Origin of the sequence: Maribellus sediminis (genome assembly GCF_011799805.1) — a bacterium.
Lineage (GTDB): Bacteria > Bacteroidota > Bacteroidia > Bacteroidales > Prolixibacteraceae > Draconibacterium > Draconibacterium sediminis_A.
Map to the genome: position 1 here is coordinate 1,306,634 of NZ_WXUB01000001.1, position 25,597 is coordinate 1,332,230.

Genomic DNA, 25,597 nt, shown 5'->3' on the forward strand with positions numbered 1-25,597 from the left:
GCGTATGAAAAAGAAAACCCGTTGAAACGGGTTTTCTTTTTAAAATTATCTAAGCTAATAAAGCTATTCTATTACTTGTCCGTAAACATTCATTTCTGCCAGGAAGGTAAAATTCTTTGGCCCTTCTAGCGCCACAAATTTGAAATACCTGGCTGTTGGCAAGAAAGCCATCGGATAGAATTGGAAATCGTTGATTTGATTGTTAAAAGGGAAAGTTCCCTGATCTTCGAAGTTTACTCCATCCATACTGGTCAAGATCTGGAATTTTGTATGACCATTTCCATTTCCTTTTCTTCTTGCAAAATCCATCGCAAACATTCGGACAGTTTTTTTCATGTCGATTGTTATATGGTGCGGATAATCCGGTGAAGCGGTTGACCACGTGGTATGCCAGAATGTATTTACGTCGTCATCAAAAGCAGCAGTTACGTATCCATTTACCGGACCTTCACCACCAGCTTCTTCTGAAGAGAAGTCGACAGCTTCCCAAACCGATTTGTCCATTTTAGCTGCAACCTGTCCGTAAACATCCAGCTCGGCCAGGAAGGCAAAGAAATTAGAACCCTTAGTTGCTACGTATTTTACGTAACGAGCCATCGGTAACGAAGGCAGGTTATAAGACATACTATCCAGACCGGCATCGTAGCTAAATGTGCCCTGTTGGGTGTAATTCACTCCGTCTAAACTGGTATGAATCTGGAATTCGGTTTGTCCGCGGCTATCGCCCTGACGTCGGAAGGTTTTAATCATATTGATTTTTACAATATCCTTCATGTCAACGGTGAAATGGTGTGGATATCCCGGATTGCCGCCACTCCATTGTGTATGCCAGAATGTACCCAGGTTATTATCGATTGCAGCAGAAGCTAAGCCGTTTGGAGCTCCTTCTGCGGGTTCTTCAGTAGAAAAATCGATAATTTCCCAGTTGGTTTTAGCAATTTTAGTACCGTTGAATTCAATAAACGTAGGCAAAGTTTCAGTGGCTTCGGCTGACGCAAATGTGTCGATGGCATTTTCTTCGGGAATGTAATACGACTTGTAAGTCATTTCACTTTCCGACTGCCAACCCCTGATTACCAGCTTGTCCATGTCGGGAGCAAGGGTTGCTGTTACGGTTGCTCCATCAGAGTTAATGTAGCTGTATTCAACTCCGGTATGACCTTTTCCTGGTGTTCCCCACATTACTGTAACCGAGTCAACAGTTCCTCCTCCTTCAATGCTCAGAACCGGACGGTTTGTTAAACCTGCCTGGTATTTCAGGTCGTAAGAAGAGCCGGTAACCTGTGTTTTTACAGAGCGGTTTCCATTTTTGTCGATCGTGTAAATCTTAAAGAGGTACGATTTCTCTTCCAGGTTATTGATCATAAAGGTTATGGAATCGAGTGGTACTGCCGGCGTTATTTCTTCGGTTTGCGAGTCGGCGCCGTCGTTCCATTCAATAACACATTTATTCACGTTTATGGCATTAAACAGATAATACTTAATGCCGATCCTGTTTTTACCTGCAAATGTTTCCGGTATTAGGGGCTTGGGCGCATAAATAACCTCGCCATCCAGGTATTCACTATGTATGTCTTCCATATCCTGACAGGCATTAAAAAGCAATGCAAGGCCAAAAATGAAAGCAAATATTATAGTTATTTTTTTCATATGTTTTAGTTTTTATTCAGATATTTCTTGTCCGTAAAAAGTAATCTCCCCAAAGTGTGAGAATCCTGTTAATCCCCAGGTTTCATGTATCACAAATCGAACATATCTCACTTCCGGATCATCTAAAGTAAACGAGTATTCATCACCACTCAACAGGTGTTCATCATCTTCAGCAGCAGTTCCGCCCTCTAACGAAGGTCGTCTTGCAACACATCCGTTTTCAGGAGCTACACGAAGCGGGAACCAGTTATCGAGGCTGCCGTCTTGTGCAGGTGCTTCCTTAATTCCCCAAATATCCATCAAACGCGGATTACCATGTCGGTAGGCGAATGTTTGACGTTGGTGGACAATAACCCTACTAAGTTTTACATTAGCTCCAAGGTCAAGTGTTAACCTTTGTGGCCAACCATCAGAACCGGCATAGGTGTGGTTAAAGGTATTGATGTCATCGTCCCAGGCATATTCTGCTCTTCCTTCCCAGGCATTCCAGGCTGAAGGTGGATCATTAGCCAGCTGAACCAACACCCATTTCTCTTTATCCAGTTTTTGTTCGAAAAGCGGAGTAACTGTTATTTTTGCGGTATCAGAATAATTATCCCACCTGTCGCGAACCACAACAGCGAACTCACGTTCTTCAGGTTCAAATCCCCTGATGGTATATTCTCCTTCAGTAACCCCCGAATAAACAACATTTAGTAAGCTCAGAGTTCCTGTAGAATCTTCAGCCATGAAAAAGAAAGCCAAAGAGGCATTGTTTTCGTTTTGCCAACGGAAACGAACGCCACCGAAGTCGCCCACCATTTCAATGGTATTTTTTACAGAATGAACATCGGGAAGTTCCGGGTTAACTTTTACAGTTACCGGGCTGGAAACATTTTCGCTACGGTCTACAGCATATAAGGTAACGGTTTTTTCGTTCGTGTCGCCGAAGCCCTCCACCTGAATCATATTCAGATAGCCTGAACTTTTGCTTTCCATCATTCTTCCGTCTGATAAGGTATATTCCGCTTTTACATAAAGCAGGTCCTCGTCTGATGGAAGACTATAGGAAATCATTGCAGCACCGGGTAAGTTTTCAACCTGTGGATTCGTAATTGGCCCCGGAGGATTTGAGTCCGGAAACAATGGTTTATGGGTATCTTCCTCACAACCACTCAACAGGGTTATAATTGCGAATATTGCGATTAAATTAATGTATTTTTTCATCTTTTAAATCTTTAAAATTAAGCTACTACCAGCCCGGGTTTTGCACCAGGTTCGGGTTTTTAACGATTTCCTCTTCGCGTATTGGCCACAAGTAGTCCTTGAAATTGTACGAAGGTGTAAAGATGGTTGTTACATTGTAGAAACCAGTTCCTGCTCCATTAATGTTCCACCCACGAATCGGTTGGTTCATGTATTTCTCTGCATCCTTCCATCTTCTTAAGTCCCAGAAACGCTGTCCTTCAAACGCCAGTTCGATTAAGCGTTCCTGTTTAATAATCTCACGCATTCCTTCCTTAGTGGTAGGTTTATCGGGTTGGGTGGAATAGTTGGCCCAACTTTCAACAACACCTTCGAGTCCTGCTCTTTCTCTTACTAAATCAATGTATTCATATACTTCGGCATCAGGTGTACTTTTTACTTCGTTTAGTGCCTCAGCATACAACAGGAATACATCGGCCAGACGAATGATCGGGAACGGATATTCGTAATAAGCCAACATGGTGTTGGTATTCAGAGCACTGTTCGGATTGATCAGTTTCTTCACGAAATATCCGGTTGCTGAGAATTCGCCCTGGTTACGTTTTGTAGCCAGTTCGCCCTGACGTGTTTGCACGTAGTAATAAGTAGGATCCATGAAATAGGTTCCGCGGTCGAAGGCAATGCTGGCGTAAAAACGTGCTTCACGATCGAAGTGCAGAACTGCAGTTTGTTCACCCGAGCGCACAAAATCACTTTCTTCAGTAACGGCGGTTCTTAGTTCAAAACGGTTAGCGTAATCAAAGTTGGCATCTTCATCAATCGGCACACCGTTTTTAGTGTAAAACAACTCGGCCATACGCAGGGTTGATGCATAAAACTGGCTAACCGGGTTCGATGAAGTTACCTGGATCATCAATGGTACACACATACGCTGGTAACCCTGAGAGAATCTGAAGTCGGTGGAACCCCACAACAATTCCGGGCTGTTACGGTCGGTGAAAATAGAACGTATAACACATTCCCGTTCCAAATCTGAAGAGATGTCCGATTTTGTGCGGTACTCGTTCACCAAACTGTGATTAGCAGCCAGTGCAGTGTCGATAGCAGCTTTTGCTGCATTGGCAGCAATTTGCCATTTATTAGGATCGTAGGCTTGATTAAAAAGGCTTACACCTCTGTTGTCGACTACCGAAGAATAATCGGTATTTCCGTTAAAAAGCGGACTGGCAGCTGTTGCCAGCACTCGAGCTTTCATTGCCAGTGCGATTGGCCGTGTAATACGTCCCAGCTCAATGGCTTCTGATGTAAGTCGCATAGGAAGATCAGGTGAAGCTTCGTCAATCAGTTCAACAATGTAACTCACTACATCGTCAACCGGATCGCGGTAAACCTGTACATCTTCGGTGTTGGTATAAATCGGTAGGTTTTCGCGAATGATCGGAATTGGCCCGTACGATTTAAACAACCAAAAATGATAATAGGCTTTCAGAAACTTAACCTCGGCAATCCAACGTGCTTTTTCCGCACCGGTAAGGTCTGTTGCGTTGTCAATCTCTTCAAGAAAGATGTTGCAGTCGCGAATGGCAATGTACATGCTTTTACCCCGCATGCGGCCATCCCAGAAATTCAGGTGAGGATCATTTGTATTTTGTAATCCACGGGCTATTAATGCCGAGTTAAAATTACTGCCAACTATTTCTTCGTTGAACCAAACTTCGTCGCCCGAACCAATACCTGAATTAATCCATGGGTCGCCAAAGTTGGGCAGATAGCTGTAACAAGTAGCCAGAAATTTTTCAGCCGATGCCTTGTCAACAAAAGCATCGTCGATGGTGGCTACGTTATCGGGTACTACGTCAAGATAATCACACGAAAATGCTGTGAATAATATGAGTAGAACTGTTATACTGTGTTTTATATTCTTCATATCCTTATTCTTTTAATGTTTAAAACCCTACCTGAATACCGATGTTAACTACACGCTGAACCGGATATCCAAGGCCGTTTCCACCCATTTCAGGATCCCATAGTTTAAACTTGCTAAAAGTAAGCAGGTTAGTACCACTCAAATAGATTCGGCAATTATCCAGACCAATTCTTTGATAAACACTGGTTGGTATAGTATAGCCAAATTCGGCTGATTTTAATCGCAGGAATGCTCCGTCTTGCATAAACCAGGTATTTCTGGCGGTGTTATTCGGTTCGGCCGTATCGGATAAACGTGGCCAGAGTGCATATACATCCTGGTTAGCTTCCGACCAGTGGCTGTCGGCGTATGCCTGTAACAAGGCATTGTTTTTTTCGAAACCGCTAAATGGATCACCACCCCATGAATGATTGATAAATGGTGCAGTGGCATTTGCATCGATCCAGAACGATGAACGGGCTGATCCCTGGAAGAATACGGAAGCATCGAATCCTTTCCAACCGGCAGATACACCAAAACCATAAATAATTTCAGGTGTGGTAGGATAACCAATCGGAACCTGGTCTAAAGAGGTGATCTTATCATCGCCGTTTATGTCGCGGTACTTGATATCCCCACCACGAACTTCACTACCTCCGAATGTCTGCTCCGGTGAGTTTATTACTTCCCAATCGTCAACAAACAAGCGCTCGGCAATGTAGCCCCACTGCTGATCGATCGCTTGTCCGACTCTCGATTTCCATGGTGTTGCGCTGTAATCGGGTTCTTCCACCTTCTCGAAAATACCCCGGGCATAGGTGAAGTTACCACGTCCGGTTAACCATATACCATTGTCGAATATTTGGTTGTAGTCCAGTGACACATCAATACCCTTGCTAGATGCTTCGCCCACGTTAGCTTTTGTACTGGCCTGCAATCCGAATGTTGAAAATGCCAAACGGTCCATGAGGATATTGGTCCTGTATTCACTAAAGATATCGGCCTGGATTTCTAATTTGTCCCACAAACCAAGTTCGATACCAATGTTGGTTTTTGTAGCTGTTTCCCAGGTTATCTGGTCGTTGGCATAGCGCGAAATCGAAACTCCGTTTACGGTATAATTTGAGTTGGTTCCCCAACTGTATTGCCGGTCGCCGGTATCATTAAGGTTTACATTCGACAGGTAGAAAAAGCGGTCATTACGAGAACCAATCTGATCGTTACCAACCTTTCCATAAGTCGCTTTAATTTTCAGTTTCGAAATGGTGGGTTTCAGTCCCTGCATAAAAGCTTCGTTTGATACAAACCATGCGGCACCCGCCGAAGGGAAGAAACCAAAACGCTCTTGTTTCGAGAAACGTTCAGTACCGTTATACCCAAAGTTAAACTCGGCAAAATAACGGCTGTCGTATGAATAAGTAAAACGGCCTGATAGTCCGAGGTTACGGCTTGGAAGTGATGCCTGAAGGCTTCCTTCGTTACCCGAAAGTGATTGCCTCATTATACCAACTAAAAGCCCGCTTACTCCGTGTTTATCACTAAAAGTTTGATCGTATGACAATGCGGCTTCTGAATAGAAAGAAGATGACACTGTTTTATTTCCCTCCTGATAGTCGAGCGAAGTACGCCCTTCATTGGCATTCAGTACGGTTAGTTCATATTCTTCAGTTCTTGGATCATAATCCGTTACGGTATAGTAAAATGGATTATACGAACGTACTACATCGAAATAGGCATTTCTGGTGGTGTTACCCAGGAAACGGGCTCGAAGTCCGTCGGTAACAAATGAAAGATCCTGCTTTATTTCGAATTGGGCCAGCATCAGCGATTGGCTGTATTCCTTATATCCTCTTACGAGTTCAGCATAAGGGTTGATGTAATTGGCATTTCCGTAGTTACCAAACAAAATGTGTTGTGTATTGGCGTGCGCTGCATCGGGTTCGTAAACCGCCGGGAAATAAGCCGGATTCGAACGCATGATAGCCCGGTACATTTCCTGACCACCCTGGATCGGTCCGCGGTAATCGTCGAATGTTCCGTGAACACGAACAACAGCTTCCGTAGTGTTGGTTACATTGATATTAATGTTTGAACGGATCAGGTAGCGTTTCAGGTCGATATTACTGTTAAACGAGTTGTCGCCACGTACATTAAGAATACCGTTGTCTTTCGAAACAGAACCTGCGATGTAGTAACGTGCCACTTTACCTCCACCCGACATGTTCAGGTTCAAACGCTGGTTCATGGCATAATCTTTTAACAATTCATCCTGCCAGTCGGTTTGTGGAAATACCATTGGGTTTTTACCTGCTATGGTATTATCGATCTTGCTTTGCGAATAAGGAAGGAATCCAAGTGGATCGCGTGTTCTAACTGCTTCATTGTGCAGTTTCATGTAGGTAATCGGATCGGCAAAATCGATATTCTGAGTTGGCTGCGATAAGGAGTTCTCGAAGCGTATACTCACTTTAGCCGCTCCTTCACGTCCTTCTTTTGTAGTTACCAGGATAACACCGTTTGCTCCACGAGCACCATAAAGTGCTGTTGCTGTAGCATCCTTCATAATCGAGAACGCTGCAATATCATCGGGATGCAGGCGTGAAAGGTCGGTAGCCGAAAGTTCGATACCGTCAATCAGAATAAGTGGGTCTTTTTTGTAACCAAAGGTAGTTACACCGCGAATGAAGAACTGGGCATTATCCTGTCCCGGTTCACCACTTCGCTGGTAAGAAATAACTCCCGACATTCTACCGGCCAGAGCAGTAGTAAGGTTACTTGCAGGTACACGCAGTTCATCGGGGCGTACCGTTTCGATCGATGCAAGTACGCTTTCCTTTTTCTGTTTGGCGTAAGCTACAACCGTAACATCTTCCAGTTCCTCGGTTTTTTCCGATAAGGTTATTTTCAAAGTAGTTTGGTTACCTACGTCAACTACTTGCGACTCCATTCCGATAAACGAGAAAACCAGTTTGTCATCAGATGTAGCGTCGATTGAAAAAGTTCCGTCAACGTCGGTAATAACACCACGTGTGGTTCCGAGCACAGTAACTGTAGCTCCCGGCAGTGGCGATCCGCTTTTGTCGACAATGGTACCTGTAATCTTTTTTTGCTGAGGAAGGTCCGAATTGGCCTTTGAGTCGATTTCTACTTCGGCTTTTGCGCGAATTATTACAGTTTGATCATCTATTTCATAATCAAATCCCTGTGGAACCAGGTATTTGTTTAAGATTTCTTCAACAGAAGTAGCGTTCTCGTCGATATTGATTTTATCCAGTTCATCGAATAAATCAGCACGATAAAGAAATGTAAACTCGCTTTGTTCTTCTATTTTACTTAAAACTTCGGTTACTTTCGCATTTTGTAGTTGCAAGGTAAGTTTTGTAGCCTGTGAGTAAACACTCGCCTGCGACTGCATAACTCCCAAAACTAATAGTAGCACAGTAACCTTCATAAATAAAATACATTTGAGCCAACTGAAACAGAAGGCCCCTTCTTTCATTTTTTTCATAAGCTGGTAAATAATGGTTTTAAAAAATTATAGTGCGTGTAAACGCACAGGGAATTACTTCCCAAATCAACTTGTTAGTTTAAAAAAATGGTATTCTCATAGGCACTAAAAGTTATTTCATTTGTTTTACTAAGTTTTACTAATATCGTTTGTATATTCTCGTATCGTTTTAAATTGCCACTGAATTTTATTTCTCGGGTTTCGTCGTTATTGAATTGAAATTCAACATCGTACCATCTCGCCAGTATTTTTGTCATTTCTTCAAGACTCATGTTTCTGAAATAGAAGCGACCCTCACTCCACGACGTAAATTCGCTGACATTTACCTTTTTTGTTTCAAATACTTCGTTGTCTTTTCTGAATACGGATTGATGACCGGGAATTAGTTCGTGTTCAGCTCCTCCGACAACACTGTTGGTTACGTGTCCTTCAATTAAAGTAGTGCAGGTTTCGTTTTCTTCGGGGTACGATTTAATATTAAAGGTGGTGCCATAAACTTTGGTAAGGTGTTTTCCGGTGCTAATAATAAAAGGTTTCGCAGCATCCGACTTCACCTTAAAGAAGGCTTCCCCGATCAATTCCACATTCCTCGAGTTGCCTGTGAATTCAACCGGGTACCTCAGTATCGATTCCGAATTGATTTTTACCGTAGTTCCATCTGTCAGCACAAGATCGTATTCTCCGCCTCTGGGAACAATTAATGTATTGTATCGTATTTCTTTAGGTTTCTTTGTGATCTTCTGATCCTTTTCTTTCGTTTGGTAGTTCAGTACCTTGTTGCTGTTATTTATAAGTACCTCATCGTTACTGATTACCGTGTCGGTTTGGGCTTCCAGTTCAACTTGCGAGCCATTTTCGAATACAAGAGTTGCCTTTGATATTCCCGGATCGAAACTGATATCTGAAATCGGAACGGGTTGTATTTGCCGGCTTTGATTAAGTACAAAAAACAACGCCAGTCCTGCAATCACCAGAAAACCGGCTGCAACCGAAATTTGCCATCGTATATTTCGCTTCTTATTTATGGAACGGCTAATGTTTCTCCAGGCAGTTTCCATATCCGGATTGTATTGAACCAAATTGTTTTCCGAATATTTCTTCTTTACATTTTCAAAATACGCGCGATGCTTCGAAGATGATTTTAGCCATACATCCAGCTCCTGCTGATCTTGCTCAGACAGATCAGAATGAAAATATTTCCAAAGTATGTGATAATCGATTTTGCTGTTCACTTCACAAGTTGTTCGTAACAGTAAGGCACATCTAAACGACAAAAGGTTTACTTACACTTGAAAAAAATTAACCCGTTAACAATTTTAGTTGCTTGCGTAAGATGATGCGGCCCTTAAAAAGGTGTGATTTTACTGTATTTTCGCTAACCGAAAGGTTTTGCGCTATTTCTTTTATACTTAGTTCTTCCTTAAAGCGCAAAAAGAATATCTGGTACATTTTTTCAGGCAACTTCATTAAAGCTTGCTGAACTTCTTCCAGTAATTCTGTGTCATGATGCTCTTCTTCCTTTAATTGGAGTAAAGCCGCTTCGAGATATAAGATTTGGTGTTTGTCGTAAATCTGTATGGCTCGTAACTGATTGAGACAGGAGTTTTTTACCGCTTTGAATAAATAGGATTTTAAAGATTGTGTTAACTCGATTTTTGATGCATTTTCCCAGAGATAGATAAAGACACCCTGAACCACGTCTTCGGCTAAGGGAATATCGTTTAAAAAACGATCAGCATACTGCACCAATATACGATAATGTATATTGAATAATTCCCGATATGCCCGTTCATCTCCTGCCCTGATTTTAGACAAAATAGTTTTATCCTTCAACACAATGGCTAAGTTTGTTCAGTTAGTAAAAAAAAATGGTAATTACTTACCCTTTCCCGTTAGTTTTACCGAAGTGAATAACAAGCTGAATGTAAAATGATTTGTCCCAATTGTTACATTCTTATTCCTACTTCAGGTTTTCAAATGTATGTAATAAGATTAGTGTTTCAAAACATGAATTAAGAAAAATTAACGTTTTTGATTTTGTGTTATTTACAGTAACCCCTGGTTTGTTATGGCTAAGATTCATACATATAGTGAATTACAGTTATTAAGAGGTTGTTGAAAAATTTAAAAACTTTTATACATCATTTTAATTTATTTAAAACAACAACTTGTTCCTGGTCTCCCGGCGCTCTCAAATTCAATATTTTACCACCCGATATCGTATCGGTTTGTACGCATTCTCCTTTTCTGATGTCCATCCAGTACACTTCAAATTCTGAGTCTGCATTTTGCATATCCAGTCCAACTTCACCGCCGTTGGTAAAAAATACCACATAAGCTTCTCCCGTGGCCGAAGCCAGGTAGGCTTCGTTGTCTTCCCTGTCCGACAGCAAATCATTTCCAGGTTGAAGGTTCCAGAATTTTACGCTTTTTTCTATTTCGCGGACCGTTTTAATCGAATTCAGAGAAATATCAGATAATCCAAGGCCTGATGTCGGGCGATGGAAACGTGCAGCGGCGGCTCCACCCAAAATGTGCCTCCACCAACGCTCCAGGCCGTCATCAGTATTGCCAAAAGTGCCACCATCGGCGCCGTAGGTTTTTACTGTGTTTAATGGCCTTGGTTGCCCGGAAATATAATTTCGTACCCATTGAAAGTTGTCCCAGTGTACCTGTCCTTTTTTCTGATTGTTTTGCGATACATCGCAAAATGCATATCGCTCAGGATGATCGAAAGTGCGTTTATGATGGTCCGATTTTAAATCCCAGTCGTCCCACATTTCTGTAACACAGATTTTCTTGCCGGCCATAGCCGCCCTTTTCAAAATATACTCCGCCCAAAATGTAGCCCATTCTTCCTGGGCCGAAGTTTCATTATCCATGCAGTACAATACGTTGTCGTACTTTAGTGAATACGAAAGCATTTTATCTACAAATCTTTTTTGGTATGCCAGCAGAAGCTCGTTGTTTTGCTGCTGCGGCGTGGTGTAAAAAAAAGGTTGTCTGTTAGTACCCGGATGGTCGGGATATTTTTCGCCCAGTTTTGATTCTTCATTGTTATAATTGATATTGTTTTTGGGATTATAAGGATTCTTGATCCAGTTATCACGTGAATAATCAAAACGATCCCACACTTCAATTTGCACAATAATATCTCGTTTCCTGGTTGCTTTCAGAAACTGTTCAAAACGATCCCAGTAAGTTTTATTCCACCTGTTAAGATCGTGTTTTCCGTTGTTGAGTTGCTGATAAGGATAAACTTCAAAGCTTTTATCGTACCTGTCACTCATGGTGTTACGCACGTAGTTGGCACCAACCATTACCATCGAATCCAGTTGCGGAATCAGTATTTCTTTTGGCCACTGAAAAAGGTTGTCATCATCACTGGCTCCAAGCAATAAAATGGGTTCGTTTTTGTACTGCCAATACCAATGATTTTCGGTCCAGGGCTGAATTCGTTTACTCTCCTTATTTGTTCCGCTTTGTAACTGAACGAAAAGAAACAGGCTGAAAATGTAAATCTGTAAGTTCATGGTTTAGTTGCTTTAATTTCAATTGTTGCCGGGTAATTCAAAGTACCAAGATACAGATTAATGGTTTGAACATTAATTGTTTGGCAAGTATTTCATGTTGGCAAATTAATTTTATACCTGCTTTTGGCCGATTGTTACTGAACAGTGTTGCTAATAACTCAATCTTTAAATAATTTAGTCAGCTGAAAATACTGACTGATATTCGCAGTTTTTTTAGTTGCCGGGCAGGCAGAACAAAATCTTTACTATGCAAACCAAAACTTTAGGATCAACCGATATGTCGTGTCCACCCATAATATACGGAACCAGCTTTCTGGGAAACCTCTACCGCGAACTGTCGTGGGAAGAAAAACTTTCGCTGATGCGCGAATGGTTTAATGTTTCCGAAGGAAAAGTGATGATTGACAGCGCCGGTAAATATGGCGCCGGACTGGCACTGGAAGTTATTGGCAGAGGCCTCGCAGAGTTGGGTGTTCAACCTGAAGCAATCACAATCAGTAATAAACTGGGCTGGTACCGGGTGCCGCTGGAAACAGAAGAACCAACTTTTGAGCCCGGAGCCTGGGCAAACCTGAAATACGATGCTGTTCAGAAGATCAGTTACGAAGGTATCCTGCAGTGTTGGGAACAAGGTTGCGAGTTACTGGGCGAGGCTTACAAACCTGAAGTGGTTTCTGTTCACGATCCGGATGAATACCTTGCTGCCGCTACTGATGAAGCTGACCGCGAAAAACGTTTGCAGGATATATTGGGAGCGTATAAAGCTTTGTTCGAGCTAAAAGAAAAAGGCGAAGTAAAAGCGGTTGGAATCGGCTCGAAAGACTGGCTGGTCATTAAAGAATTGTATGAAAAGGTGAAGTTCGACTGGGTGATGTTTGCCAATAAATTCACCATTTACCACCACCCAAAAGCGATTGTTGATTTTGTGAAGCAACTTGGTGATGACGGAGTGGGAGTGATTAATTCCGCCATTTTTAATGCAGGATTTTTAACAGGTGGCGAATATTTCGATTACCGCGTAGTCAGCCCCGAAAATCCTGACGACAGGCACCTGTTTGAATGGCGTGAAAAGTTCTTTGCAAGTTGTGAGAAATTTGACATTGCACCCGGCGATGCTTGTTTGAAGTTTGCGCTTTCGGCACCTCAGATTCAGGCAGTGGCATTAAATCCGAGCAAACCGAAACGAATGGCAAACAACAAAGCTCTGTTGGAGAAAGAATTCCCCATAGAATTTTGGTCTGAATTGAAGGCTGAAGGTATAATTGAACAAGATTACCCGTATTTATAAACTACCGACTATGATTATTGATACGCACCACCATTACTGGAATTACGACCCGGTTGAATACGACTGGATCGATGATGATATGGCCCAAATCCGCCGCAGCTTTTTACCTGCCGACCTAAAAGAAACATTGAAAGGAACCGGAGTTGAAGGCGTTGTAACGGTTCAGGCCCGGCAAAGCCTGGAAGAGACCAACTGGTTGTTGGAACTGGCTGCCGAAAATGAGTTTATGCGTGGCATAGTTGGCTGGCTTCCGTTGGCTGCTGAAAATATTGGAGAGCTACTGGATAAATACAGCCAAGACAAAAATCTGAAGTCGCTTCGTCATGTGGTTCAGGGTGAACCGGATCCGAACTTTATTCTTGGAAAGGAATTTAACCGTGGAATTTCGCTGCTTAAAAACTACGATTTGGCCTATGATATTCTGATTTTTGAGCACCAATTGGTCAATACCATCACATTTGTCGACCAGCATCCTGATCAGCAGTTTGTGCTCGATCACATTGCCAAACCACGCATAAAAGCGAATGAGCTGGAACCGTGGGCAAAATATTTATGGGAACTGGCCGAACGTGAAAATGTAAGCTGCAAAATAAGTGGAATGGTTACCGAAGCTGATTTTAATAACTGGACTGAGGAACAGTTGAAACCTTATTTCGATGTAGTGATTAAAGCATTCGGCCCCGAACGTTTGCTGTTTGGATCAGACTGGCCGGTGTGCCTTGTTGCCACCGAATATTCTGACTGGCTGAACCTGGTAAAAAAGCAGCTGGCACAATTTTCAGAAGAAGAACAAAAAATGATATTTCATAAAAATGCCGAAAAGGTGTATCAACTTTAAAATTAGAAATAGATGAAGGCAATAGAGATAACAGAAGCAGGGGAGATGCAGTTGGTTGAGCGTGCTTTGCCACAACCGGCCAGTGGCGAGATTTTGCTAAAATTAAAATATGTGGGCTTTTGCGGCTCCGACCTAAGTACTTACCTTGGTAAAAATCCACTGGTTCAGTATCCGCGAGTTCCGGGTCACGAAATTTCTGCCGTTATTGAAGAAATAGGAGAGAATGTACCTGATACTTTTTCTGTTGGTCAATTGGTAACGGTGGTGCCATACACCAATTGCGGACAGTGTAGCTCGTGTAAAAAGAAACGTTTTAATGCCTGTCGCTACAACCAGACTTTGGGTGTTCAGCGTGATGGTGCCATGGCCGAGTACATCTCAGTTCCGTGGCAAAAGGTGTTAAAAGATGAGGCCTTATCAGATTTGCAACTGGCGTTGGTAGAACCGCTCACTGTTGGTTTCCATGCGATTGACAACGGAAAAGTGACCGATATCGACACGGTGATGGTTTTTGGTTGCGGAATGATTGGTAGTGGTGCTATAATTCGGGCCAAACTTCGTGGAGCCACAGTTATAGCCGTTGATATTGATGACTCAAAACTGGAAGTGGCCAAAGAATTGGGCGCAACGTATACCATCAACTCAAAAGATCAGAACCTGCATGAGGAGCTGGAGAAAATTACGAATGGCGACGGGCCAACAGTGGTGATCGAAGCTGCCGGTAATCCGATAACCTACAAAGCTGCGATTGAAGAAGTGGCTTTTGCCGGCCGTGTGGTTTGCATCGGTTACGCCGGTTCCGAGATTTCATTCTCAACCAAATTATGGGTGCAGAAAGAGCTGGAGATCATGGGATCGAGAAATGCGAATCCTAGCGATTTTGAAGCTGTGATGAAATACCTGCGAGAAAGTGACCTGGACGAAAGTTTACTGGTTTCAAGAATCGTTGATCCGGAAGATGCACCCGAGACGATGAAAGAATGGTCGGAAGCGCCGGGCAAGATCCTGAAGATTTTGGTGAAATTCTAGTTATGATTATTCACCGGGTGACTATAAGTTGTAAAAAAGAGTCACCCGGTGAATAGTGCCTAAGTATTACATATTTTTTAGGTACTCCGTCAATAATTCCTGATAAGCTTCCATGCTATCCATATCACGAAGAATTCTACCTCCCTCGATAAACTGAACATTATCCCGATATTTCATCAGGATCGATTTGGCGCCTTGTCTGCCATTAAGTTTTCCAAGCTCATCAAAATAGTGATGATCGAAAACCGCAGGAACGCCCTCCCAGCCTTCATCCGATCTTGAAGCTATAATTGAAGCTTTTCCGGAAGAAAAGGAATCAATCAATTTCTGAAGATGAGCCACACTCATTAATGGCTGATCAACCAAGGTAAAAAGTACAGCCGACGATGAAGGAAAATCAGCCTGCAACTTTTCCATGCAGGTAGCAACGGAACTACCCATTCCGCTTTCCCAGTTTGAATTGATGACGAAGTTTGCATTGTATTTATCGATTACCGGAATAATTTTTTCAGCATTAGCACCCAAAACAACGATGATCGGATGCCCGAGTTTTTGTAAAATTTGTAGTTGGTGTTCAATCAATGTTACTTCTCCCCACCGAAGCAATTGTTTGGCTTGCCCCATTCGGGAGGAACCACCGGCAGCCAGCAATATTACGGGAATTTCATCCATGAATGGAACTGAGTTTGTCGCGTAAACGAATAGGTTCCTGTTGGCGCACCACGCCCAGAATTTCAGCCAGAATTGAAACTGAAATTTCAGCCGCACTTTCAGCACCGATACTGATTCCGGCCGGCCCGTGAATCTGTTCCAGGAAGTCAATTGAAATGTCAGGTTTGTAATCCAGCACCATATTCAACACACGTTCCCTACGACTGAACGAGCCCAACAAACCAATGTAGGCAGGTTGCGCATCTTTTAAAGCCATCAGGTACTGAACGTCTTTATTGAAACTGTGTGTCATTAACACTACAGCAGTCTGATTGTCAATTTTCAGTTGGTCAATTTCGTCGAAAGCCGGTGTTATCAATTCGCTGGCTCCCGGGAAATAATCGCAGGATTTTTCTTCATCGGGCGACGCCACAACGGTCACTTCCCAGCCCAACAGTTTTGCTGCCTGACTGAGCTGCACCGCATCGTGTTCCGCGCCAAAAATAAACAGCCGGAAAAGTGGCTCAAAACTCTGCGAAAAGCATTCCAACTCATCATTTCTTGAAGGCTGGAAATCAGGAGATAGGCTGTATTGTTTTCCGTTTATTTGAAGCACAGAGCCCATTCCGTCAAACTCGCCAACTTCGTTCACGAACCAGGTTTCCATTTCGAAAGTTTGACGAGCGTTGAGTTGTTTTTCAAAATCAGCGAGCAATTCAGAAGACAGGCTTACCGGTTCAATAAGCATATGAATAATGCCCTCGCAACCGATGCGTAAACGGCCGTCGTAACTCATTACTTTTGCTTTGCCACTTTTAAAAACACTCTGCGCCTGCCGGATGATTTCATTTTCCACACAGCCGCCACTTATGGCGCCCACTGTTTCTCCATCTTCGCCAACGACCATTCGCACACCGGGTCTTCGGTAAGATGTACCATTGAGGGCAACTACCGAAACAAAAACAGCTTTTTTACCCTGTTTTTGCCAGGCGTGCACTGTTTCAAATAGTTGTTTAAGTTCGTGCGTCATTTTGGTTTTTCTTCAGTTTTAAACTTCGAAAGTGTTCTTGATAAACGGCTGATGATAATAACGGGTTCCGGTGGCTTTGTAAAGCGCATTGGCCAGCGCGGCCATAACCGGCGGATATGGTGGTTCTCCCAGTCCGGTAGGGTGGATGTCGTTTTCAATAAAGTAGGTATCAATCTTTTTCGGAGCTTCAGCATGGCGGATCAAACGATAACCATCGAAGTTACTTTGTTCGGGTTCGCCATTGTTAAAGGTAATTTCACCATACATCGCGGTACCGATTCCGTCAACTACCGAACCTTCCGACATATTTCTGGCGGCATCGGGATTGATTACAATTCCACAATCAACCGAGCTGTAAACGTGATCCACTTTTGGTTCTCCGTTTTCCAACACTATATCGACTACCTGTGCAACGTAACTGCGGTGGCAGAAATACGCGGCAACACCGCGGTTTTTCCCTTCGGAATTGGTATTCCATCCCGATTTTTCGCGAATGTCTTCCAGCACGCCGGCATAACGCGCGGCATCGTAATCGTTGTTCTCACCAACCGGATTTTCCTGTGCCCGTTTTAGCAAATCGAGCCGGAACTGAATCGAATCGACACCCATAACTTCGGTCAGTTCGTCGAGAAACGATTGTTCGGCAGCGGCATTGAAGTTACTGCCCGGTGCCCTGAATGCGCCTACACTGATATTCGAATCAACAGACCAGCTTTCAGCCAGGTAGTTATCAATTGCCCCGGCCGGGAAGCGGTTGGCGTGCAGTGCATTTTGAGGAATACCACCCATTTTTACATGGAAGCCAATAAGCTTGTTGTCGGCATCCAACGCGGCCCGGTACACAGCGTGGTACATCGGTCGGTAAATACCAAAGGTCATTTCGTCTTCGCGGGTGTACACCAGTTTAACGGGCGCTTTCATCTTTTGTGAGATCACCGCCACTTCCGCCATAAAGTGGCCATATAAACGACGGCCAAAACCACCTCCCATTCTTGTCATTTGAACTTCCACATTTTCCACTGGTAATCCCAACCTCTCGGCAATGGTTTTTTGCATCGGTTCCGGCGACTGTATTGGACCAACCAATGTTGCGTTATCTTCTTTTACATCGGCAAAAAAGTTCATCGGTTCCATGGGGCTGTGAGCCAGGAAAGGAGCCGTGTAAGTACGTTCAATTATTTTGGCAGCCTTTTTAAATGCTTCCTCCGGATTTCCGTCGCGGCGGACAACACGGGCATCTTTTGATGCTTCTGCTATTATTTTTTTTCTGTGATTGGAAGAACTCTCCAAACCACCGGGGACGGTAACATCGCGACTGTCGCCACCCCAGCCTGCTGCTTTGTAATTTTGCACATCAAATGGTTCCCATTCTGCATTCAGCATCAGTTTTGCCGTCCACACTTCCCAGGTGGTATTTCCCACAATTGCCACTAATTCGGTAAACGAAGTTGTGTCGGACCACTGACGCGAATAATCGTCGTTATATACATTAATTGCAAAAACGTCTTTAATACCAGGCATCGATTTTACCTCAGCGGCATCAAACGATTTGAGTTTCAGACCAAAAGCCGGCGGATGAACGATCATGGCGGTTAACATGCCATCCACTTTATAATCGAGGCCGAATAATGGTTTTCCGGTTACAATTTTCAACCCATCAACGTTTTTTTGCGAATGGCCTATAATTTTAAAATCACCAAGGTCCTTGAGATCTACTTCTTCAGGAACAGCTATTTCTGAAGCCGCTGAAGCAAACTTGCCGTATCCGGCTTCTTTCCCGCTGGATTTGTGGAAAATAATTCCGTCTTCGGTTGTTAATTCATCAACCGAAACATCCCAGGCTTGTGCTGCTGCCGTCAGTAACATTAAACGCGCGGAAGCACCGGCCATTCTTAATGCCGTGAAGGTGGTGCGTATGGAATCGCTGCCACCGGCCAGCTGGCGGGTATATTTTTTTGTGTTGAGCGGAGCCTGTTCAACCAGCACATTTTTCCAGTCGATATCGAGTTCCTCAGCAACAATCATCGGCATTGACGTTTTAACGTTCTGCCCGATTTCGGGATTCGGCGAAAAAATGGTAGTAACGCCATTATCTCCTATTTTTAAATAGGCGTTGATTTCGAACCACTCTTCTGGTATTACCAAACCTTTCGGCGCATTGGTACTACACCCCGAAGCAAGCCAGTTAAATCCGATTAGCAGACCACCACCGGCTGCCAGCGAGCTTTTTAAAAAAGAACGTCTGTTGTATGTTGTTTTAATCCGTGTCATGTTTCGCGATTTTAATTCAACTAATAAACTTATGATTTCGCTGCTGTTTTAATGGCCGCTTTAATCCGTGTGTAGGTTCCGCAACGGCAAATGTTTCCATTCATAGCCGTTTCTATCTCTTCATCAGTAGGACTTGGATTTGCGTTGAGCAGCGCGGTTGCCGACATGATCTGTCCGGACTGGCAGTAGCCGCATTGTGCTACATCGTGTTCGATCCAGGCCTGCTGAACCGGATGATCACCGTTTTCTGAAAGTCCTTCAATGGTTGTAATTTCCTTGTCTCCAACCGAATCGACAAAGGTGATGCACGAACGTACTGCCCGGCCATCGAGATGGATGGTACAGGCGCCACATTGTGCGATTCCGCAACCGTACTTGGTTCCCAACAGGTTTAAATGATCGCGAAGCACCCACAACATCGGGGTGGAAGGATCAACGTCAACCTGGTATTCTTTTTTGTTGATTTTTAGAGTGTAAACAGCCATGATTTTAGAAGTATTTTGAATTTAATTTTCCTCGAAGTTGGTTTATGTACAATGTGATATGCAATTAAATATACGAAAAACAAACTAGTGTAAAAAAAGGTTGTGTCGGTAAGTGACTAAATGACTGCAGAGTGATACAATGATTTGGTTGAAAGCGAACTATAAGGCGCATAAATATTGGCCTAAACGAAATCTTCAGGATATTGAGGTATTGAATATGAATCTGAGGTTTTCAGTTCAAATAATCCTATTGGTCTTATTCACATCAAATATTGCTGATGTTATTCAAGGCCAATCTGATTCTCTTTGTCATTTCTTACGACCGGATTAAATACGACAGCTTAATAAAAAATCCGCGTTGTTGCTGAGTTGGTCTGTGGTTTTGGTCGAGGAAATTTAGATCCGCATCGGTCTGTTCATACAAAGCTCCGTACCCAATGTGCCCCACCGTGCCGGGAATGTAGGTAAACGAAAGCAACACATCGCCAAGAAATTCTTTACTATACCCGTTGTATTCGCCCACACCACGCAAAAACAGGTATTTATTAAACTGGTAGGTTACTTTCAGGCGTTCGATGGGGTAGTTGTAAATTTTTTCGTCGCTGCCATCGGCCCTAAAATCGTACCACGAAAAACTTGCCTCTGCATTTAATTTTGGCAAGGGTTGAAAGCTGAACATCGAAGTGATTTTATTGTATTTGCCCTGCTCCGGATCGGCCGAATAGTAAATCCCGTTCATCCGGCGGTAAACTACATGACCTTCGAACCAGTTTCCGGCAGCACCGCCAAGCAGCACATTTATACCCCCGGTATTAAACCGTTCACCCATAAAAATTTCGTTGCTCAACAGGTATTTAATTTTAAAGACACCGCGTCCTTGTGTGCGCACCTGTGCCGACACAAAATTGTAGGTTTCATTCATGTTGTAAATACGGTCGCGGGTATAGGTGGTAAACAGTTCAAAATCGAGGCGGTTAAACACTTTATTGCCGGGGTAAATCTTGGGCATCAGCAAACCGGCCAGTTGATAAATCCCGGTTCGGGTTACATACCCGGTTTCCACACGAAAATCTTCGTCAACACCTTTCGCCGAAACTTTGTAGGTCAGGTTACGGGTATCGTGGGTTAACACAAGCCCAAAACTATTACCGGGATTCTTTTCTTCAGCAACAATAGTTTGACTGTGGAACCCATTGTATTCGAACATCGTCGATTTATTTAAACGAATTTGTCCGTCGACACCCAATACACGGTTGTTAAATTCCGGCGCCTCACGACCGGTGTATAAAAAGCCCAGGAAACTTTCGTCTTTCAGGTTGCGTTTGTAGCGAAACAGCGGGAAATGTGCATATTCGTTTTTTCCATCTTCGGTTTCGGTGCCCAGTTCATCCGCCGAATACAAAATGTTTACTTCATCTTTTTTACCGATTTTTCCGGTGAGTTTAGCCCCGGTAAGCGGATTAACAATGGTTCGTGTGTGCACCATCATTTGAATGGGATCGATAACCGAAGTTTGCGTAGCTGCCACATTGAATTTCTCCAGCCCCTCCAAAAAGAAAGGACGTTTTTCGGGATACAACAACTGGTAGCGCAGGTTTACGTCAATCTGCCCGGCATCGGCTTCTACCTGGCTAAAGTCGGGGTTTAGTGTTCCGTCGAAAACAAGGTCCGAAGTAATGCCGTATTTAACTGTCAGGCTCGCTTCAGGCTTGCGCTGGTCTTTTACCATTTTTCCATCCTGGTTGATATCGGTGTGTTTGTAGGTAACTGCCGGAAGTATTTCCCAAAGTCTGTGGTAATTGATGCCGGCGTAGTTCACTCCCATAAACTGGGTTAAAAAGGCATATCCTTTTTCGGGATCCATTTCGGGAACTGAACCATGCGTTTTTGTGCGTGCAATGGTTCGTTCGAGGAAAAGCCCCATTTGCACGGTGTCGTTTTTCGAAAAACGGATACTTTTCAAAGGAATCCTGATTTCAACGCTATAACCGTCATCGTCGATTTTGCCGGCGCTGTACCATACTAGGTCGATACTCGGATCTTCGGTTCCGGCAGCAAAACGCGAGTCGCCCTGAATCCCCAGCGGGTTCACATAAAAGGCGTACAGCGATTGCTGGTCGTTATGCGAATCAAGATTTACGCATACAAAATCGTCATCAAAAATCTGGTCGCGGGCCGAAACAGTGGCTTTTATTTTATCCGGTTCGCTATCGTAACATCTAAAGGCAAAGTACAGGTTCTCCTCGTCGTAACTTAACCAGGCTTCGGTTTTTTCGGGCATGGGTTTTTCAAAGTCGGGGATGAAAGTTATAAAGCCTGTAAATTTATTGGCACTCGTCCAGGTTGCATCATCAAGCTTCCCATCAATAACCGGTGGTTGAGTGGTTTTTACTACGTTGACTTCCTGTTTGGCGGCAATACAATTAATGGAAATAAGAATGAAAAGAATTAGGTAAGGTGATTTCATGCACAGTCTGGTTTTTCAGCAGTGAATATAGGTTTTTCAGCTGATAAGTCGATCAATTTGGCAATTTGTTACACGTAAAACATCAAGTAAGAAAATCTTAGTATAAAGTCGAAAGTTGTATTTCCTTTAAAGATTAGTCCAGATTCGCTGGTTGCGACGAATTTCCGACCCAAGTTGATTATTACGGAACTAACTAATTCGTTGGTCAGTCATAGATTTGTGTTCAAACCGAATTAAGGACAAATCAAAAAAAATGAGCAAAGTATTTTTACTGTTCTTTACAATTTCCACGATTCTTTTATTTACGAATTGTCAGCAAAAGAAGACCGAATTTAGTGGTAATCCGCTTTTTGAAGAGCCTTTAACCGCAGATCCTGCTGTTCTTGTTTACAAGGACACCCTTTATCTTTTTACCGGTTCAGATGAGGTGCCTGTGGGAGAAGACGGGTTTGTGATGAAAAAGTGGTATGTGTTTTCTACGGCAGATATGGTAAACTGGACCAACCATGGAGTAAAACTGAGTGTTGAAGATTTCGATTGGGCATCGAAAAACGCTTTTGCCGGGCACTGTGTGGAAAACCACGGTAAATTTTGGTGGTATGTGCCTATGGTGGTGAAAGATACAACAACCATTCTACACGAAGGATTTGGAATCGGCGTAGCGGTTGCCGATCACCCGCTGGGACCTTATAAAGATGCTTCAGGGCAACCCATCATCTGCGACACCACTGCAAATTCGATCGTTCTGAATATTGATCCGGCAGTTTATGTCGACGATGACGGGCAGGTTTACATGTATTGGGGATCGTGGAACGCAGCCCGCTACGTAAAGTTGAAAGACAATATGATTGAAACAGACGGGCCGGTTGAAACCGTTAAAGCCACAAACTTTTTCGAAGCGCCCTGGATTCACAAAAAGGGTGAAACCTACTACCTCTCGTATGCAGCACATTACCCTTCTACAACCGAATATTCGACTTCTAAAAGCATAACCGGCCCATGGGAATACCAGGGAGTGATTAATGATACCATTCCAAACTCGCCCACGAATCACCAGGCCATTGTAACTTTTAAAGGACAGGACTATATTTTTTATCACAATGCTGATACGCCTACAGGAGGACCTTTCCGCCGCAGTGTTTGTGTCGATAAACTGGAATACGATGAGAACGGGAAAATCATGAAATTGGTTCGTACCAAAACAGGTGTTCCTGTAATTGAATAAATGACAAATTGGCAATTTACCAGGACTAATATTAGGTTTCGTTTTTGAAGATAGTTTTTCTAATTATTTAGAGAACCTGATCAGGTTGAACTGATTGTATTGAATGTTGAAAACCAGAAGCTTTCCGCTGAGTACTTCGCCGTATCCGGTTATGATTTTTATGATTTCGTTGGCCTGAAGAGTACCGGCAACTCCCGGTAAAACACCCAGCAACCCGATTTCATTTTCAAGGTAAATTCCATCTTTTGGAACGCTAGGGAAAAGGTCGGCATAAACCGGCCCGTGCTTATAGTTGAACACACTCAGTTGGGCTTCGTAATTTAACACCGACGCAAAAGCCAGCGGCTTATTCAACTTTGCCGACACTTTGCCGATAAGCGCCCGGGATTGATAATTGTCGGTGCAATCGGCAATCACATCATACCTGTTAAACAGTTCTTCTGTATTCGATTCGTTCAACCTGAAATCAAAGCTTTCAACTTCAATTTCGGGGTACAAGGCACGAAGCTTTTTCGAAGCAAGTTCCACTTTTTTCTGTCCAACTTCGGCTGATGTATAAAGTATCTGACGCTGAAGATTGGAAACACTGACCACATCATCATCAACAATGCCAATGTTGCCAATTCCTGCGGCGGCCAGATAAATTAATAGCGGACTTCCCAAACCTCCGGCACCAATAACCAGTACCCGGGCATTCTTTAATTTTTGTTGTCCCTGTTCACCAATTTCAGCCAGCGACAGGTGCCGTGTAAAACGAGAATAGTCCTCTTTATTTAGCTTCCTCATGATGCTGATGCTGATGCTGATGTTCGTGGTCGTTGCTTACACAGTCACAGTTTTGCCCCCATTCGCTGGTGCCGTCGGTAAAAAACTCGTGTTTCCAAATGGGAACCTCGTTCTTTACCCGATCGATAATAAAGCGATTCGCATCGTAAGCTTCCTTTCGGTGCCCCGATCCGGTGATGACCACAACGGCACAACCACTAATATCAACTTTGCCCAAACGGTGCACACACACGGCCTGATTAAGCTTGAACCGGGTTTTGGCTTCTTCTAAAATCTTTGCGATCATTTTGTTGGCCATCGGTTCATAGGCTTCGTATTCGAGGTGTGTAACTGCCCGGCCTTTATTATTGTCGCGCACTTCGCCGCTAAAAAGAACTACCGCACCACTGTTTGGATTTCGGAATTCGGCAAATAGTTCGGCGTAGTTTATCTCGTCATATTGCAGGTGTTTCATAGATCATTCATTTTAACCTCCGCTCGATGGAGGAATTAAAAACAAGGTGTCAACGGCTTCTATTTTTTCATCAGGCTGAACAAATTCTTCATTTACCGCAATCCGGCAACTCGCTAAAACATCATTTGCTTCAGGGTTAACAAGTTTCAGTTCATCGATAACTGCCGAGTAGGTTGCTCCCGGTTCAACAACCACGGTAGTTTCTCCGCCAAAGTATTTTCGAAGCCCGGCAAAACACACAATCTTTATCGTTCTTTTATCCATTTTATCCTCCTATATTTCTCATTGATAATTTGCTGCCATGAAACCGAACCGGTTGTTTTAGTAAAAGCAGTCCTTTCAGTTTCTCTGATAATAAACCTTTGTCGTGCACAAAGGGTGAAAGTTTCTCGCCATGGGCATTGCTCAAACAACCGTAAAAAATGCCGTTGCTGTCCATTCTTAAGCGGTTGCAGTCGTGACAAAAAGGTGTTGATTCGTTGGCGATTATCCCGAAAATTCCACCACCGGATGTTCGCCAGTAATTGGCTGTTTCTGCATGTTCTCTGGGTAGTTCTTCAATTGCATACTTTTTCTGAATTTCCTTCAGCATCTCCTCTTCCGAAAAGAAATGACCGTTTTTCGATTGATAAAGGTGTCCCATTTTCATCAACTCCAGAAAGCGGATTTTGATCCCCAGTTTGGTGGCATAATCGAGCAAGGGAATTATTTGCGATTCATTCTCACCACGCATAATAACGGCATTCAGTTTAACTTTCATTCCGGCATCGATGGCTGCTTCAATACCTGCAAACACCCTCGTTGGATCGGGATGCCGCGCTATTTTTTTGAACAACTCCAGGTCGATCGCATCCACCGAAATATTTACTGATTTTACCCCGGCCTCATAAAGTTTTACGGCTTTCTCTTTCAGGTAATACGCATTGGTGGTGAGGCGGATATCAGTAATTCCAAGGTTTCGGATATTACCAACCAGGGTGTAAAGATCGCGGTAAAGTAACGGTTCTCCTCCGGTTAAGCGTATGCTTTTTAGTTTGCTTAAGCTGTGAACTTCAGAAATTATTTTGGCGAATTCATCAGGTGTGAGCGGCTGCTCCTTAGCTGATTTTCCTATGGATGGTGCCGGAATATCCCCCAGATCTTCACTCACACAATACACGCACGAAAAATTGCAGGTATTCAGTAAACTTATCCTCAACTTCTCAAATCGACGTCCTATGCGATCTTCAATTTTCGTCATGCTAATTTAACTGATGAGCGAAATATTTGTTTTTGGAATTCGGTTTTTTGT

20 protein-coding genes are annotated in these 25,597 nt (G+C 43.4%); 4 read left to right on the top strand and 16 right to left on the bottom strand.

Features of this window, described 5'->3' with window-relative positions; all coding sequences use genetic code 11:
• Positions 1-63: 63 nt before the first annotated feature.
• From HFD85_RS05100 to HFD85_RS05130, 7 genes are all read right to left on the bottom strand, one after another.
• Positions 64-1,650: a DUF4998 domain-containing protein gene (locus tag HFD85_RS05100; RefSeq protein ID WP_167605675.1), complete on the bottom strand. Its 1,587-nt coding sequence runs from the start codon at positions 1,648-1,650 to the stop codon at positions 64-66.
• A gap of 12 nt (positions 1,651-1,662) precedes the next feature.
• On the bottom strand, positions 1,663-2,856 hold the full coding sequence (locus tag HFD85_RS05105) for a DUF4959 domain-containing protein (protein WP_167605678.1): 1,194 nt from the start codon (positions 2,854-2,856) through the stop codon (positions 1,663-1,665).
• 25 nt (positions 2,857-2,881) lie between these two features.
• Complete coding sequence (locus HFD85_RS05110; protein ID WP_167605681.1) at positions 2,882-4,762, bottom strand: RagB/SusD family nutrient uptake outer membrane protein; 1,881 nt, start codon at positions 4,760-4,762, stop codon at positions 2,882-2,884.
• 19 nt (positions 4,763-4,781) lie between these two features.
• Positions 4,782-8,192: a TonB-dependent receptor gene (locus HFD85_RS05115; protein WP_206081862.1), complete on the bottom strand. Its 3,411-nt coding sequence runs from the start codon at positions 8,190-8,192 to the stop codon at positions 4,782-4,784.
• A 131-nt stretch (positions 8,193-8,323) separates the two neighbouring features.
• A complete protein-coding gene (locus HFD85_RS05120; RefSeq protein WP_167605684.1) occupies positions 8,324-9,481 on the bottom strand; it encodes a FecR family protein in 1,158 nt (385 codons plus the stop codon).
• Positions 9,482-9,548: 67 nt separating this feature from the next.
• Positions 9,549-10,085, bottom strand: a complete 537-nt coding sequence (locus HFD85_RS05125) for an RNA polymerase sigma factor (RefSeq protein ID WP_167605687.1) — start codon at positions 10,083-10,085, stop codon at positions 9,549-9,551.
• 305 nt (positions 10,086-10,390) lie between these two features.
• Positions 10,391-11,782, bottom strand: a complete 1,392-nt coding sequence (locus tag HFD85_RS05130) for a putative collagen-binding domain-containing protein (RefSeq protein ID WP_167605690.1) — start codon at positions 11,780-11,782, stop codon at positions 10,391-10,393.
• 247 nt (positions 11,783-12,029) lie between these two features.
• Here HFD85_RS05130 and HFD85_RS05135 point away from each other — a divergent pair, with 247 nt between their 5' ends.
• The 3 genes from HFD85_RS05135 to HFD85_RS05145 are packed head-to-tail and all read left to right on the top strand — an operon-like array spanning position 12,030 to position 14,937.
• The gene (locus HFD85_RS05135) at positions 12,030-13,070 is read left to right on the top strand and encodes an aldo/keto reductase (protein WP_240925010.1); all 1,041 of its coding nucleotides are present in this window, start codon (positions 12,030-12,032) and stop codon (positions 13,068-13,070) included.
• Between the two features lie 10 nt (positions 13,071-13,080).
• Entirely contained in the window at positions 13,081-13,908 is an 828-nt protein-coding gene (locus tag HFD85_RS05140; RefSeq protein WP_167605693.1) for an amidohydrolase family protein, read from the top strand.
• Between the two features lie 12 nt (positions 13,909-13,920).
• Positions 13,921-14,937 carry a zinc-binding alcohol dehydrogenase family protein gene (locus HFD85_RS05145; protein WP_167605696.1) on the top strand — a complete coding sequence of 339 codons (1,017 nt, stop codon included), beginning with the start codon at positions 13,921-13,923 and terminating at the stop codon, positions 14,935-14,937.
• Between the two features lie 66 nt (positions 14,938-15,003).
• Here HFD85_RS05145 and HFD85_RS05150 read toward each other — a convergent pair whose 3' ends face one another.
• From HFD85_RS05150 to HFD85_RS05170, 5 genes are all read right to left on the bottom strand, one after another.
• Positions 15,004-15,609: a nucleotidyltransferase family protein gene (locus tag HFD85_RS05150; protein ID WP_167605699.1), complete on the bottom strand. Its 606-nt coding sequence runs from the start codon at positions 15,607-15,609 to the stop codon at positions 15,004-15,006.
• On the bottom strand, positions 15,602-16,618 hold the full coding sequence (locus HFD85_RS05155) for an XdhC family protein (protein ID WP_167605702.1): 1,017 nt from the start codon (positions 16,616-16,618) through the stop codon (positions 15,602-15,604). Before HFD85_RS05155 ends, HFD85_RS05150 begins: the two co-directional genes overlap by 8 nt.
• A gap of 18 nt (positions 16,619-16,636) precedes the next feature.
• Entirely contained in the window at positions 16,637-18,889 is a 2,253-nt protein-coding gene (locus HFD85_RS05160) for a xanthine dehydrogenase family protein molybdopterin-binding subunit (protein ID WP_167605705.1), read from the bottom strand.
• A gap of 29 nt (positions 18,890-18,918) precedes the next feature.
• On the bottom strand, positions 18,919-19,374 hold the full coding sequence (locus tag HFD85_RS05165; RefSeq protein ID WP_167605708.1) for a (2Fe-2S)-binding protein: 456 nt from the start codon (positions 19,372-19,374) through the stop codon (positions 18,919-18,921).
• Between the two features lie 316 nt (positions 19,375-19,690).
• On the bottom strand, positions 19,691-21,841 hold the full coding sequence (locus tag HFD85_RS05170; RefSeq protein ID WP_167605711.1) for a carbohydrate binding family 9 domain-containing protein: 2,151 nt from the start codon (positions 21,839-21,841) through the stop codon (positions 19,691-19,693).
• Positions 21,842-22,094: 253 nt separating this feature from the next.
• Here HFD85_RS05170 and HFD85_RS05175 point away from each other — a divergent pair, with 253 nt between their 5' ends.
• A complete protein-coding gene (locus tag HFD85_RS05175) occupies positions 22,095-23,066 on the top strand; it encodes a glycoside hydrolase family 43 protein (protein WP_167605714.1) in 972 nt (323 codons plus the stop codon).
• Positions 23,067-23,129: 63 nt separating this feature from the next.
• On the opposite strand, the gene HFD85_RS05180 is transcribed toward HFD85_RS05175, so the two are convergent.
• Genes HFD85_RS05180 through HFD85_RS05195 form a run of 4 tightly spaced genes read right to left on the bottom strand, consistent with a single transcriptional unit; the run spans position 23,130 to position 25,546 of the window.
• Positions 23,130-23,852: a HesA/MoeB/ThiF family protein gene (locus HFD85_RS05180; RefSeq protein WP_167605717.1), complete on the bottom strand. Its 723-nt coding sequence runs from the start codon at positions 23,850-23,852 to the stop codon at positions 23,130-23,132.
• A complete protein-coding gene (locus HFD85_RS05185; RefSeq protein ID WP_167605720.1) occupies positions 23,836-24,306 on the bottom strand; it encodes a molybdenum cofactor biosynthesis protein MoaE in 471 nt (156 codons plus the stop codon). Before HFD85_RS05185 ends, HFD85_RS05180 begins: the two co-directional genes overlap by 17 nt.
• Before the next feature lie 12 nt (positions 24,307-24,318).
• Positions 24,319-24,570: a MoaD/ThiS family protein gene (locus tag HFD85_RS05190; protein ID WP_167605723.1), complete on the bottom strand. Its 252-nt coding sequence runs from the start codon at positions 24,568-24,570 to the stop codon at positions 24,319-24,321.
• Position 24,571: 1 nt separating this feature from the next.
• Positions 24,572-25,546, bottom strand: a complete 975-nt coding sequence (locus HFD85_RS05195) for a GTP 3',8-cyclase MoaA (protein WP_167605726.1) — start codon at positions 25,544-25,546, stop codon at positions 24,572-24,574.
• Positions 25,547-25,597 lie beyond the last annotated feature (51 nt).